The organism is Lactococcus muris, assembly GCF_042849115.1.
Lineage (GTDB): Bacteria > Bacillota > Bacilli > Lactobacillales > Streptococcaceae > Lactococcus > Lactococcus muris.
The window spans coordinates 211,658-225,277 of the sequence record NZ_BAAFQO010000002.1 but is presented as its reverse complement, the minus strand read 5'-3'; the positions used below and the strand labels follow the sequence as shown (position 1 = coordinate 225,277).

Genomic DNA, 13,620 nt, shown 5'->3' with positions numbered 1-13,620 from the left:
AGGCATTGTTTCATCTTGTTCCAACGGCCCATTAGAGGGAAAAAATAATCTCTGTAAGCTTATCAAGCGCATTGCCTTTGGTTTTGGGCGTTTTGATCATCTTAGAAAACGGATTTTGCTCCAACAAATCCTTGTCAAACGCAACTAAAAAAGCTGTCCTAAGACAACTTTTCACACACTGCTGTAACTCATTTTTTAGCGAGTACCACCGCAGAGTTGACAGAGCCGTTTTTATTGTTCTACTTCCACAAAGCAATATTTTTATCTGGCGCTAGGATAAACAACATTTGTACCAATAACTTTGGCCTTTCAAATCTTAAAATTCCTTGGCTGCTGCTTCTACTTTGCTAAGAAATTCAGACAAGAATTCTTCTGCCTTTTCAGGCTGATAAGCATGGCCTTCGACACTCAGAGAACTAAAATCTGTCCCGATAAATTCAAAAATCGCTTTCATATATTGAGTGCCTGTATCTTGTCCATTATAAAAACCACCGCTGGCTTGTAGATACAGTACTTTCTTGTCTGTTGCCAAACCTTTCGGGCCTTCTTCCGTGTAACGGAAAGTTTTACCCGCAACATTGACTGTATCAATCCATTTTTTAAGGCTAGCAGGAACCATAAGGTTCCATAATGGACTAGCAATGACTACTTTATCTGCTGAAAGGAATTGCTCTGTAAAGGCACCAAAACGTGAAACTTTATCTTGTTGTGATTCAGATAGGGCAGTAAATTCTACACCATTCTGCATGGCAATGAAAGCCGAAGCCATGTCTTGATCAATTTCAGGGATATTGGCTGAGAAGACATCGAGCACTTCTACCTCATCTCCTGCATTTGCGGCTTTATAAGCAGATACAAAAGCATCCAAACCTTTGATTGAGAAGCTGTCTTCAGCTGTCAAAGGATGCCCTTTTACAACAAGTAATTTCGTCATCAATAAATCCTCCAAGATTTCATTTAATTTACATATGTAAACAATATTACTTTATCATTATATCAAAAACATTTTTGAAAGGCTATAATTTTAATATGTGAAATTCAGCACAAATCTGTAAACGTTAAAACCACCTTGAAAAATGTCAAGATGGCTTTTGATTTTAGTGGCGAATTAAATAATCAAATGCACCCAAAGCTGCAGTAGCACCACTTCCCATTGCAATAATAATTTGTTTATAAGCAGAGTCTGTACAGTCTCCCGCAGCAAACACGCCAGGAACATTAGTAGCCCCTTGCTTATCGACGATAATTTCGCCCCGTGCTGTACGGTCAACAACACCGTCAAGCCATTCAGTATTTGGTACTAGTCCGATTAAGATAAAGACACCTGACAGTTCAAGAGTTACCTTTTCTTGTGTTTCGCGATTGACATAGTCTAAACTTTCGACCTTGCCCTTACCATGAATAGCTTTTGTTTCGACATTGGTCAGAACAGTTACGTTGTCCAGAGAATACAGCTTTTCTTGTAAAACTTTATCGGCTTTAAGCTCTGGTAAAAACTCTAAAACAGTCACGTGCTCAACTACACCAGCTAAGTCAATGGCTGCTTCAATCCCAGAATTTCCGCCCCCAACTACGGCAACTTTTTGGCCTGCGAAGATTGGTCCATCACAGTGTGGACAATAAGCTATTCCTTTATTTTTGAATTCTTCCTCTCCCGGAATTCCGAGTGAACGCCAGCGTGCTCCAGTTGATAGTACAACTGTTTTAGACTGAAGAACTGCGCCATTTTCTAGTGTCACTTCAAGCAGATCTTTTTTCTCTAATTTCACCGCCTTTTGTGTTTTCATAATGTCTGTAGGATAAGATTTTACATGTTCTTCAAGCTGTGCGACCAGCTTAGGACCTTCAGTATAGGTTGTGCCGATAAAGTTTTCAATACCTAAGGTTTCTAATGGCTGACCACCAAATTTTTCAGCTAAGATACCCGTACGTATTCCTTTACGCGCTGCATAAATAGCTGCACTGGCACCTGCTGGTCCACCACCAACAACAAGAACATCGTACGGTTCTTTCTTATCAAATTCTTCACTGCCGGCCTCACCAAGGAGTTTGTTTAAAATCTCTTCAAGGCTCATACGACCACTTGAAAATTCTTCACCGTTAACAAAGACTGTTGGGACTGCCATCACACCTCGAGATTTTACTTCTTCTTGGAACATGCCGCCCTCAATCATCGTGTGTGTAATATTTTCATTAAGTACACTCATAATATTCAGAGCCTGTACAACGTCTGGACAGTTATGGCAAGTCAAGCTGACGTAAGTTTCAAAGTGATAAGGCTTATCTATAGCTTGAATACGTTTTTTAAGGTCTTCTTCAATCTTAGGTGCGCGACCACTAACTTGCAAAAGCGCCAAAACGAGTGAATTAAATTCATGCCCTAAGGGAATACCGGCAAAGGCAACACCTCGCATCTCGCCCTTACGTACCACAGCAAATCCAGGAGCTTTTACCAATTTTGCTTCCTCGACACTTATACGAGGTGACATCTCCGCAATCTCATTGACAAAATCACGGACTTTTTTACCGTTCGTATCATTTTCATCTGCTTTTACGCGCAAGGCGATATCATTTTCTAAAAGTTCTAAATATTGCTTAAGTTGTGCTTTAAGATTCTCTTCTAACATTTTTTCTTTCCATTCTTTTTAGCTTAAAAAAGGCGAGTAAGCTACTTCGCCTTCTTAAATTAAATCTTACCAACCAAGTCCAAGCCAGGTGTCAGTGTTTCGGCATTTTCTTTCCATTTTGCAGGACACACTTCTCCTGGATGATTACGGATATACTGTGCTGCACGCACCTTGTCTACCAACTGGCTCGCATCACGACCAATCCCATCTGCTGTAATCTCTACAGCTTGAACGACTCCGTCTGGGTCAATGATAAATGAACCACGTTGTGATAAACCAGATGTTTCATCTAAAACATCAAAAATACGAGAAATTTTTTGGGAAGGATCAGCAAGCATTGGGTATTCTACTTTCCCGATAGCTTCACTGTGTTCATGCCACGCAGCATGGACAAAGTGTGTGTCTGTTGAACATGAATAAACTTCAACACCTAGTTCTTTAAGAGTAGCGTATTGTTCTTGCAAGTCTTCTAGTTCTGTTGGACAAACAAATGAGAAATCTGCAGGATAAAATACAATAACATTCCATTTTCCTTTAAAATCATCTGAATTGACCGTTAAAAATTTCCCATTTTGGTAAGCTTCAGTAACAAATGGTTCAACTTCTTTTCCGATTAGTGACATAGATTTTCTCTCCAATTTTTCTATTATTTTTTTGTTCCCTAATAATTATTACAAAATGCTGAGTGTTAGTCAAAGAATCTGTTCATAATTTCGGAACAAATGAAACCGCTTAATGCTTCTGAATTATTACACTCTTGCTTTATAACCGTAAACAGCACTTTTGTGATTGAGAAAAGGATAATTGATAATGTTCTGATTATTTTATAAAACAAAAAATCCCGCTAGGGGAAAAATTTTATCTTGCAGTGAATGCTAAGTACTTATCTAACATAAAGGGGCGTAAATAGGCTGTTGCACTACTTGTAGGAAGAATTTCTTCTGAAAGGGAAATACCAAGCTCATTTTGGATATATTTTCTGCGTTTCTGAATTCTATGCCAGATTTCGGGATACATTTGACGGATGTCAGCTCTTAGTTTTTCATCTGCTAAGAAAATACCACTTTCACAGCTTACGCCGGCATATCCCTGTACAGAAGGAATGATATCAATTTGGAAAAGCATTCCGCTCTTCAACTTTTCTGTTGACGCTGGATAAATAGGAGAGCTCAGCCATTCTTCGTCAGCTATCAGATGCCCTGGATTTAAGGTCCAACCATATTTTTCTTTGGGGAGAACTTCTTCGACTTTATTATACAGGTCTTGGCCTAACATTCCGATTTTAACTGTTTCCAACCATGTTTTCACAGCATTAAAATAAGGTTTAGCTACAACTTCCAAATAATCTTTTTCAGCATCAGGTAACTCTGAAAGTTTGCTTACAGCATATCCGCCTCTACTTTGAAGACCTCCCTTATAACCTGTTGTCATAGACAGTCTATCGCCTTTTTTGATAACTTTAGACCCCGGATAGATATTCGCTTTTTCAAACCGCTCACCAGTAGCCATAATTGTAACAACACTATGATCCTGACCCAGATCAGAGAGACTCTTCGCAACTTCCATCTCTGTCTTTCCAACCTCCACTTGATCCATTGTCTGCAAAATACAGCGCCCTGCTAATGCTGCGCCAAACTCATAATGCGCAAATTCATTAGCATTGTTTCTAGTGCGTATGCCGCCTTCACCAATGAAAAGTTGTGTAGCATTTTCCATTAATACCTTGGGATATAAATTTTTTAGAGCCTGAACCAGATAGTAAGGAAGTTCAAAAAGTTGGGCATTATCTTCCGTGAAACTGGTGAAATTTTTCCAGCCTACAAGACCAATTTTCTTTGAATTTTCCAAAGCACATTGACCCAAAATTTCCTCCACTGTTCCTTTTTTAGGCATGGGCTGATTAGGCAAGGAAAAATGTGGCATGTGTATGGCTTTAGCTAAAAGTCTTGCCTTACTTGCTTTATTCAAATTCTCATTGCCCAATACCATGTAAACCTCACCAGTCACATGAAGAATGAGTAGTGCTTCTTCAAAACGTGGAAGAAAACCTGTTAAATATTCAAAGTTACTCCCATGTTCCAGATCAGCATAAATAACCAAACTGTCATAGCCTTTTTCTCGCATTTTTCCGAGTAAAGCAGTTTTTCTAAAAGCCATCGTTTCATCAGTCAAGGAAACTGGACTTAACTTGTTTTCAATAGCTGGGGCTTTAATCTGCTTAAGCTGAATCAATTTTCGCTCCTTTTTGTAAAAATAAGAATTGCCTAAAAAAGCAATTCCGTACTTAGTGATATTAATTTTTTAATTCTTTTAAAACAGACTTTAAATGTGAAAACTGCGAAGGCTCGGACAAGGAAACTGTCATTTCCCAAGCTTTTGTGCCTTCCTCAACTGCTAAAGAGAGAAAGATACGCTGAAAATGTGAGAGTGCCTCAGAATGAACGAGGTAATCAATCTCTTCTGGGGACAAAAAAATCTGATTTCGCTGAATTGCCTTGTTCAAATAGCGGAGCCAAAGCCGTGCATCTCCTCTAGATTTTTTAGCAGCAGCTTCAAAGTATTCTTTCCAACTCATTTATAACAACCTCAAAAGTTCTGGTTTTTCTCGTAAATAATTTTTCAAAGCCTCTTTGCCATAAGCGATACTGTAGGCTTCTAAAACAACTGCAGGATCGGATGTTCCTTCCGAATAATTTTCCAACAAATCAAGTAAAGTATCTGGACTTTCTATTTTTAATTTTTTCATGATTTGTGCAATATCAGGAATGTCCTTCTCTCTTCCCGCCTGAATCTTATCAATCAAAACAGATTGAAGTGAAGAGAGATAAACTTCAAGATGGCTTGCCTTAAAAATCAAGACCCTATCCTGTTCAGAAAAAGACATGATTTGTCCAATCGAATGACTTAGCCAAGGCTCGTTCACAGTTCCTACATGAAATTCTTGGCCAATCTCTGCAATAATTTCTTCTACTTTGGAAGTGGATTCATAGAAAGCATCGATATCTTCAGTAGCTTTTAAACCGTGATACTCAAGCACAAAGCCACCCACACATTGTAAATTCAGATGGATGTCATTTTCTGACAGCTTTTCATTCAAACGTGTAAACAACTTATCATAATTCATAAATCATATACTTTCTTTTGAAATCTCTCCTTTTGATTATAGCATATAGCAGCGTATAAAAAAAGAGTTTTTTATCTTTTAAAACAAAAAAACACCTTTTGGCGTTTTAATTCCTTATTATTTCAAATGCAGTTTGTAAGTCTTCTAACAAGTCGTGAATATCTTCAATCCCTACAGACAAGCGGATTAATCCATCTTTGATGCCCACTGCTTCTCGAAGATGTTTTGGTATTGAAGCATGTGTCATTACCGCTGGAACCTCAATCAAGCTTTCAACACCACCCAGTGATTCTGCCAAAGTAAAATATTTTAGAGATTCGACAAAATATTTTACTTTACTTTCATCTTGGAGCTCAAAAGAGAGCATTCCGCCAAATCCTGACATCTGTTTAGAGGCAATTTCATATCCAGAATCTGTAGAGAGTCCTGGATAGTAGACTTTGCTCACTTGTGGGCTTTTCTCCAGAAATTCTGCAATTTTCTGGGCATTCGTTGCGTGAGCTTCCATACGAAGTGCTAAAGTTTTTATTCCTCGCTGAACCAACCAACTGTCTTGCGGTCCTAAAACACCCCCGATAGAGTTCTGCATAAAACCAATACGCTCTGCCAAGTTTGTATCGTTTGTTGTTACCAAGCCTGATACCACATCCGAATGTCCTCCCAAATACTTTGTTCCTGAATGAAGAACGATGTCTGCCCCCAAACTTAAAGGGCGCTGAAAATACGGCGTAGCAAAAGTATTGTCTACAATTGTGATAAGATTATTTTCTTGTGCAACTTCTGTAAGTTGTCGTATATCTAAAATCTTCATCAAAGGATTTGAAGGTGTTTCAAAATAGAGGGCTGTGGTGGTAGGCTTTATCGCCTTGTTTAGTGCAGAAAAATCTGTTAAATCAACCAGATCATACTCTAGCCCAAAGTTCTGCATGACTTTGTCCATCAAACGGAAAGTACCACCATAAACATCATTGCCCATAATGATATGGTCGCCTGCCTTAAAAATTGAGAGAACAGCATGAATCCCTGCTAATCCTGAACCGAATGCAAAACCGCGCACGCCTCCTTCTAAATCTGCAATAAGTGATTCTAGAGCATGACGCGTTGGATTTCCCGACCTTGAATATTCATAAGCTTTGGGCTGTCCTAGTCCCTCTTGCTTATAGGTTGATACTTGATAGATTGGGACTGAAACAGCTCCGCTGGTAGCATCTTCACTGATTCCCCCATGAATCATTTTTGTTTTTATCTTCACCTCTGATAGAGTCCCCTCTCTTTAATTATTCATTCATTATAATACAGTTTATTTCTTTTATGATTAAGAATTATTTATAACCAAGTTTTAAAAATTTTATACTGAATTGCTATTAAGTTTTCAAAATACAAAAAATGCTTAACCCGATGTATAAGAACACTGGTTAAGCGTTTTTGTATTTTGGATGAAATCAGTCAAATTTCTTCCTCTGTTCTAAGTTCTATTTTTTAACCTCGTTTGCGTTAGAGAAGAGGTCATTTAAGGCTTCACTCATCGTTGGGTGTGTAAAGATATGATCTCTTATCATAGTATAGGGCAACTTGGCCTTCATTGCAAGAGACAGAATATTAATCACTTCATGTGAATCTTCAGCATAGAGCGTTGCCCCTAAAATTTCCTCTGTTTCTGGGTCAACAAGTGCCTTGAGTAAACCTTTACTTTGCTTGAGTACAGCTGATTTAGGAATAGCTGTAGCTTCTAAACGGAAAAGACGATAATTTTTTCTTTGAGCTTGAGCCTCAGTTTCTGTCAAACCGACATTAGAGAGTGTTGGGGTGATAAAAACACTGCTTGCTAGCTCTCCCCGATTATCCAAAGTTCGTCCCTTATCGCCATAAAGTTGACTTTCAATAATTCTGTAGTCGTCTAATGACGTATAGGTGAACTGTGGTCCGCCGTGTACATCTCCGAGAGCCCAAATATTTTTGGCAGAAGTTTCCAGCTTTTCATTCACTAAGATATGTCCGTCTTCTCCTATTTTTACAGAAGTATTTTCCAGTCCTAAACCAGAGATATTTGGCTTACGACCAGTGGCTAATAAAATCTTATCTGCTTCAACTTCTTCTGCTTGACCATCAAACGTGATATTCAAGATACTCTTCTCATCACGGTCAAAAACACCATTAATTTCGTAGCCGAGCTTGAAAACCGCTCCTGCTTCTTCTAAATCTTTTTTCACACGTGCTGCGATATCTCGATCTTGACGTGGTAAAAAAGTGCGATGAGAATCAATGACAGTTACCCTAGAGCCATAAGACAGGAACATTGAAGCGAATTCAAGACCAATGTAGCCTGAGCCAATGATGACGAGATGATCTGGACGTTTTTGCAAGTCCATCAACCCTGTGGAGGTTACAAGATTTTTGCATTCTGACATGCCAAGAATTGAAGGCAAAATTGCGCGTGCTCCTGTATTTATAAAAATACGCTCAGCCTCCACAAGCATGGCAGGTTGACCCTCTCGAGAGACTTCCACCTCATGATCCGATAAAAATCGAGCCTTACCATCTATAACCGTTGCTGTAGGCTCATCTGCAATCATGTGATAATTTTTGCTATTTAATTTTTCGACAAGATTGACTTTTTGAAGTGCTGCATCCGCAAAATTCTCACCTTTTTGGCCATTGACGATTAGAGACTTTGAAGGGATACAGCCAATATTAATACATGTTCCACCGTACATGCGTGGAGATTGCTCTACTATTGCAACTGCTTCCCCTTTTCTGGCTAAAGATTTCGCAAGCGTTTTCCCTGCTTTCCCAAAACCAATGATAAGATTTTTAACTACTTTTCTTTCCATACTATAACTTTCCCCTATAATCCACGATAAGTAAATTGTGACTTAAATATTCACCCTCTGTTTTCAAAGCTATAAGATTATAACTGCCCTCAACCTTAGCATATAGGTCTTGGCTTCCCCAGAACATCTCGCCCCATTTTTTAAAATAAATGGGACCAAACTCAGAGTCCAAATGTGCATCAAACACCTCAGGAAGTTTACCCTTGTCTATGGCGAGGAGTCGATAGCGTGAAATACCACCTGCACATGCATCTACTGACTCGTTTTTTTCACTCAACTCATGGTCAAAATCTAATACAAAATCTGCATTTTCGAATTTCATCAATCTTTCGCCTACTTCTTTATCGAATATAAATTTCATGTTTTCTGCCTCCTATCATTTAAACAAGTGACTTGATTTCCTTTCTTAATTTATCTATTCCCTTTTCAAAAACCGCCCAGTCCTGTGTAAGTTTAAGCAGTAGATGGTTGCCTTGAATGCTTGAAATGATATGCTGCGCTTGAATTTGGGCTTTTTCTTGACTCCAACCCGTAATTTCAATAATTCGTGCTTGAACCAATTGCGTCCAGCTTTTCATAAGTTGACACAACAACTCACGAAAATCCTCATCCTCGCCCGCACCAAGTTCAACAACAAGATTTCCTACGGCACAGCCATAATGCTTTATTTCGTCTTTATGCATCCGAATTTCCCAATCCAGCATAGCAAGTAGGGCCTCTTCTGGATTTTTCATTTTACGTAAGAGAGGCTCAAAACATTGTCTCTCCCATTCCGAACTGTGCGCACGAATCACCTCGAGGCAGCTTTCCTTTTTAGATAGGAAATAATGATAAAGTTGCCCTTTCCCAGTACCGGAATCTTCCAAAATATCTCGGATAGAAGTTGAAGCATACCCTTTCTGACAGAAAAGTTTCTTACTGCTCTCTATGATTTTATCTTTTGCTTCCGACACTTTACACCTCCAATCATTTTACCTACCGCTTGGTACAGTATTAATATAACACACCATAGAGTGTGCTGACAAGAAATTGAACTTGAAATTTCAGATTCAGGATAATCATAAGAGGATATTAGAAGGGCAATCATCAAAAAAGAATTTAAAAAAACCATTCACAAAGGACTCCGAACAGTCACTTTGAATGGTTCATTTCTTTATTTGTTTTTAAATCACTCCAAAAAGAATAAAGATGATAACAAGAACTCCTAGAGCTATACGGTACCAACCAAAAACTTGGAAATCGTGGCGCTTGATATAACTCATCAAGAATTTAATAACAAAGACTGATACGATATAAGCCACAGCCATACCTACGATAAGTGCGATTACTTCTGACAGACTAAAGTGAAGTCCGAACTTCAAAAGCTTGAAAGCTGAGGCACCAAGCATTGTTGGAACAGCTAGAAAGAACGTAAACTCTGCAGCGACAACACGTGACACACCAATCAACAAAGCACCGACAATAGTCGCACCGGAGCGTGATGTACCAGGAATCATTGAGAGAACTTGAAACATCCCGATAATTAGTGCAGCTTGATACGTAAGTCCCTTGATACTGGTGATTTTAGGCTGACGTGTTTTATTCCAACGTTCGACCACAATAAAGGCAATACCGTAAATGATGAGCATGATAGCAATCGTTAATGGTGTACCAAAATTTTCTTCTAAAAAATCGTTGAGAAAGAGACCGAATACAGCTGTGGGGAGAAAAGCTACGATAACTTTAAGCCACATATTAAAGACAGATCTTTTGATACGTACCCCTTTGCCTTCAATGTTAACAAATGGATTCATCTTTGACCAAAACTCTACGATAACAGCAATAATCGCTCCTAACTGAATAACAACGAAAAACATATCTTTAAAAGCCTGAGTCATATCTGTATGAATAAAGGCATCAACTAGAAGCATATGTCCTGTACTTGATATGGGTAGCCATTCCGTAATCCCCTCAACAATGCCAAGGAAGATGATTTTCAAAAGTTCAATAAAATTTAAGTCCATTTTTCTTATATCCTATTCGTTAATATGGTAAAGCTATTATTTTCAGCAGGCAAAGTTTCAACTTACATTCTTCGACCAGCACTTGAACCATTTTACCAAAATTAAGGCGTAAATTGAAGTGACAGGAAAAAGCACTCCCTTACAATTGAGGGAATGCTTTGTTATTTTTCTTGAGCTTTTTCATACTTCAGCCCCATTGCATTGATTGAAACAACGACTGTTGAGATACTCATTAACACGGCCGCTGCTAAAGGATTGATTGAAATCCCAAATGTAGGATAGAAAATGCCAGCAGCAACAGGAATAGCGACAATATTGTAGCCAGCACCAAACCAAAGGTTCTGTTTCATTTTACGGTTAGATCGTTTAGAAATTTCAATCAGGGCTAAGACATCACTAGGATTTGAGTTCACCAAGACAACATCCGCTGTGTTAATCGCCACAGAAGTTCCACCGCCAATAGCAATCCCAAGATTACTTGTTGCCAGTGCTGGAGAATCATTAACCCCATCTCCAATAAAGAGGACATTGCCTTTTTCTTGATACGTTTTGACAATCCTTGCTTTATCTTCTGGTTTTAACTCAGCATAAAACTCTGTCATGTCTAAATTTTTAGCAATTTTTGCAGCTGTAGCCTTATTATCACCAGTCAACATGATGGGTAAGATACCGCGTTTTTTCAGTTCTGCAATGAAAAATGCTGCATCCTCCTTTAGCGAATCGCCTAAAGCCACAAAACCATGAATTTTCCTGTCAGATATCAAGAAAGATACAGTCAGCCCCTGAGCAAGAACTTTTTGAATTTCGTCTTGGTCAACTGCAATAGAGTGCTCTTGAAGGTAGGCGTAAGATACAACACTATAGTTTTTGCCCTGTACACTTCCTTCCAAACCCACACCAGGAATACTTTCTATATTTCTTGCTTCGAGTTGTAAATCTTCCACTGCATGAACAATCGAAAGGGCAATTGGATGAGTAGAGCCGTTTTCTAAAGCTGCCATCACCTGCAAAATATCAATGTCTTCTTCGTCGTCGACTTTTACAACTTGACGCACAGTAAATTTTCCGTCCGTTAAAGTACCAGTCTTGTCCATCAAGGCATACTTTACCTTATGGATTGACTCCAAAGCAGTTCTGTTTTGAATGAGTAGACCATTTTTAGCTGAAATATTGGTCAAACGTGCCACAACGAGAGGGACAGCTAATCCTAAAGCATGAGGACAAGCAATCACAAAGACGGATACAGCGGTCATTAAAGCGAAGCTAAGTGTGGAAGTCATTGTCCAGATGATGAAAGAAGCAATACCTACGATTAAAGCTGTCCAGAAGAGCCAACCTGCGACTTTATCGGCTAGATTTTCACTGGCAGACTTTTGCTTTTGGGCTTTTTCGACCAGTTGGGCAATTTGTGAAAGGAGAGAATCCTTGCCTAGAGAAGTAACTTTCATTTCGAAGGGAAGGTTTTGATTCAGAGAACCGCCGTAAACAACATCTCCCTTTTCTTTTGGTACAAGACGAGATTCACCTGTAATCATCGACTCATCTACAGATAAGTGAACTGCTTCTGACATCACGATACCATCCGCTGGAATTCGCTCATTTTCCTTAACTAAAAGAACATCGTCTACTTTGAGCTCAGATATGGCTACGTCTTTTCCGTCTTTCAAGTGCGCTTTTTTAGGAATAAGCGATGCCAAGTCCTTGAGAGCATCACCTGCACGGTGAACAGCTCTCATCTCAATGATATGCCCAGCCAACATGATGACGATAAGGGTTGACAGTTCAAACCAGAAATCCATAGCTTCCCCACCAGCCCACACCACGACCGTAGCATAGACAGAGTACAGATAGGCAACAACAATTCCCATAGTGATGAGCATCATCATCGCAGGTTTTTTAGCCTGCAATTCTCCACGCGCACCACTAAAGAAAGGTGTGCCACCGTAAAAGAAAATAATTGAACCCAGTATCAACCTAATAAGCGAGTCCCCTGAAAAATGGAACAATTGAAATCCAGCAATGCTTGAAATAGCAAGCAGTGGAAACATCAAAGCAATACTGACTTTCAGCTTCTTGCTCATATTACCCATGTGCATCATGTGTCCACCGTGGTTCATCATATCATGCTCACCGTGATGTTCCATTTCTTCCCTATCATGTTTCATATGTTCAATGTGTCTATTATCCATGTTAACCTCCCTAAATGTTTAGTTTTTTGAACACTCTTCATCTATAGTTTACGCGAATAAACTTATAAAGTCAAGTAAACTGAATTTTCTAAGAAGTTAAAAAGAACTTAATTTGTTTGAACAACTATCAGTCTAAAATTGTAAATCCTAGAGCTTTAATGTCTTTATTGAAAGTCTGAACTGTTTCGAGTGAGAGTGTGTTCAAATCTTTATGATACATTGAAAGCTTATTCAAAAGAGCAGGAGGGACAGTAATTATATCGACACCAAGATCTTGTGCTTGCACAATATTCAGCACTTCACGTGTCGAGGCCCATAAAAGTTTTACTCCTTCTTTTCGGTGACAGATTTCTACTGACTTTTTCACAAATGGTTCTGGATGGACACCGGTATCTGCTATGCGCCCAGCAAATACCGAAACAATGCTCTCAACTCCTGTAGTAAGTGCATCTACAGTATCCTGAACTTGTTTTTCCGTCATCAAGGCTGTGATGTTCAACTTTAAGCCTAAATCTGACAATTTTTTGATTAAGGGAATGCTTGACTCACCACGTGTGTTCATGATTGGAATTTTCACAAAAACATTATTCCCTAGAGCAGCAAGCTTTAATGCCTCTTTTTCCATTGTTGCAAAGTCATCCCCAAAGACTTCAAAGCTAATAGGCATCCCTTCTATTTTTCCCAGAGCTTCTTGGACAAAAGACATATAATCTGTAACTCCTGCCTGCTTCATGAGTGAGGGATTTGTTGTAAATCCTGAGATGAGTCCAGCTTCTTTCATTGCAATCATATCAGAAATTACTGCACCGTCAGAATAGATTTCAATATTAAATTTCATAGAATTTC

The 13,620-nt window shown here is 38.9% G+C and carries 14 protein-coding genes; 1 reads left to right on the top strand and 13 read right to left on the bottom strand.

Features of this window, described 5'->3' with window-relative positions; genetic code table 11:
* Positions 1–148, top strand: a 148-nt coding sequence (locus tag ACGHCK_RS02370) for a transposase (protein ID WP_394304458.1), incomplete at its 5' end; no start/stop codon positions are given.
* Positions 149–316: 168 nt separating this feature from the next.
* Here ACGHCK_RS02370 and ACGHCK_RS02365 read toward each other — a convergent pair.
* The 13 genes from ACGHCK_RS02365 to ACGHCK_RS02305 form a co-directional block, all read right to left on the bottom strand.
* Entirely contained in the window at positions 317–934 is a 618-nt protein-coding gene (locus ACGHCK_RS02365; RefSeq protein ID WP_251420634.1) for an FMN-dependent NADH-azoreductase, read from the bottom strand.
* A gap of 163 nt (positions 935–1,097) precedes the next feature.
* The gene (gene ahpF, locus ACGHCK_RS02360; RefSeq protein ID WP_251420632.1) at positions 1,098–2,627 is read right to left on the bottom strand and encodes an alkyl hydroperoxide reductase subunit F; all 1,530 of its coding nucleotides are present in this window, start codon (positions 2,625–2,627) and stop codon (positions 1,098–1,100) included.
* 59 nt (positions 2,628–2,686) lie between these two features.
* On the bottom strand, positions 2,687–3,250 hold the full coding sequence (gene ahpC / locus ACGHCK_RS02355) for an alkyl hydroperoxide reductase subunit C (RefSeq protein WP_251420630.1): 564 nt from the start codon (positions 3,248–3,250) through the stop codon (positions 2,687–2,689).
* A 235-nt stretch (positions 3,251–3,485) separates the two neighbouring features.
* The gene (locus ACGHCK_RS02350) at positions 3,486–4,859 is read right to left on the bottom strand and encodes a M24 family metallopeptidase (protein ID WP_251420628.1); all 1,374 of its coding nucleotides are present in this window, start codon (positions 4,857–4,859) and stop codon (positions 3,486–3,488) included.
* 61 nt (positions 4,860–4,920) lie between these two features.
* Positions 4,921–5,202, bottom strand: a complete 282-nt coding sequence (locus tag ACGHCK_RS02345) for a hypothetical protein (protein WP_251420626.1) — start codon at positions 5,200–5,202, stop codon at positions 4,921–4,923.
* On the bottom strand, positions 5,203–5,751 hold the full coding sequence (locus ACGHCK_RS02340) for a DUF6036 family nucleotidyltransferase (protein ID WP_251420623.1): 549 nt from the start codon (positions 5,749–5,751) through the stop codon (positions 5,203–5,205).
* Positions 5,752–5,857: 106 nt separating this feature from the next.
* Positions 5,858–7,003 carry a cystathionine gamma-synthase gene (locus tag ACGHCK_RS02335; protein WP_271327898.1) on the bottom strand — a complete coding sequence of 382 codons (1,146 nt, stop codon included), beginning with the start codon at positions 7,001–7,003 and terminating at the stop codon, positions 5,858–5,860.
* Between the two features lie 220 nt (positions 7,004–7,223).
* Positions 7,224–8,582, bottom strand: coding sequence for an FAD-dependent oxidoreductase (locus tag ACGHCK_RS02330; protein ID WP_251420621.1), 1,359 nt, complete (start codon positions 8,580–8,582; stop codon positions 7,224–7,226).
* A 1-nt stretch (position 8,583) separates the two neighbouring features.
* Positions 8,584–8,943 (bottom strand): iron-sulfur cluster biosynthesis family protein, encoded by a 360-nt coding sequence (locus ACGHCK_RS02325; RefSeq protein WP_251420619.1) that lies wholly within the window; start codon positions 8,941–8,943, stop codon positions 8,584–8,586.
* 19 nt (positions 8,944–8,962) lie between these two features.
* Complete coding sequence (locus ACGHCK_RS02320) at positions 8,963–9,535, bottom strand: TetR/AcrR family transcriptional regulator (RefSeq protein ID WP_271327899.1); 573 nt, start codon at positions 9,533–9,535, stop codon at positions 8,963–8,965.
* Positions 9,536–9,745: 210 nt separating this feature from the next.
* A complete protein-coding gene (locus ACGHCK_RS02315) occupies positions 9,746–10,585 on the bottom strand; it encodes an undecaprenyl-diphosphate phosphatase (protein WP_202229541.1) in 840 nt (279 codons plus the stop codon).
* 161 nt (positions 10,586–10,746) lie between these two features.
* Positions 10,747–12,774, bottom strand: coding sequence for a copper-translocating P-type ATPase (locus ACGHCK_RS02310; protein WP_251420615.1), 2,028 nt, complete (start codon positions 12,772–12,774; stop codon positions 10,747–10,749).
* Between the two features lie 127 nt (positions 12,775–12,901).
* A complete protein-coding gene (locus ACGHCK_RS02305; protein ID WP_202229537.1) occupies positions 12,902–13,612 on the bottom strand; it encodes a transaldolase in 711 nt (236 codons plus the stop codon).
* Positions 13,613–13,620: the final 8 nt, after the last annotated feature.

Excerpts from the sequence above, each read along its gene's own strand:
- ACGHCK_RS02365 (WP_251420634.1), bottom strand. The coding sequence starts at position 934 with ATGACGAAATTACTTGTTGTAAAAGGGCATCCTTTGACAGCTGAAGAC.
- ahpF (WP_251420632.1), bottom strand. The coding sequence starts at position 2,627 with ATGTTAGAAGAGAATCTTAAAGCACAACTTAAGCAATATTTAGAACTT.
- ahpC (WP_251420630.1), bottom strand. The coding sequence starts at position 3,250 with ATGTCACTAATCGGAAAAGAAGTTGAACCATTTGTTACTGAAGCTTAC.
- ACGHCK_RS02345 (WP_251420626.1), bottom strand. The coding sequence starts at position 5,202 with ATGAGTTGGAAAGAATACTTTGAAGCTGCTGCTAAAAAATCTAGAGGA.
- ACGHCK_RS02340 (WP_251420623.1), bottom strand. The coding sequence starts at position 5,751 with ATGAATTATGATAAGTTGTTTACACGTTTGAATGAAAAGCTGTCAGAA.
- ACGHCK_RS02330 (WP_251420621.1), bottom strand. The coding sequence starts at position 8,582 with ATGGAAAGAAAAGTAGTTAAAAATCTTATCATTGGTTTTGGGAAAGCA.
- ACGHCK_RS02325 (WP_251420619.1), bottom strand. The coding sequence starts at position 8,943 with ATGAAATTTATATTCGATAAAGAAGTAGGCGAAAGATTGATGAAATTC.
- ACGHCK_RS02315 (WP_202229541.1), bottom strand. The coding sequence starts at position 10,585 with ATGGACTTAAATTTTATTGAACTTTTGAAAATCATCTTCCTTGGCATT.
- ACGHCK_RS02310 (WP_251420615.1), bottom strand. The coding sequence starts at position 12,774 with ATGGATAATAGACACATTGAACATATGAAACATGATAGGGAAGAAATG.
- ACGHCK_RS02305 (WP_202229537.1), bottom strand. The coding sequence starts at position 13,612 with ATGAAATTTAATATTGAAATCTATTCTGACGGTGCAGTAATTTCTGAT.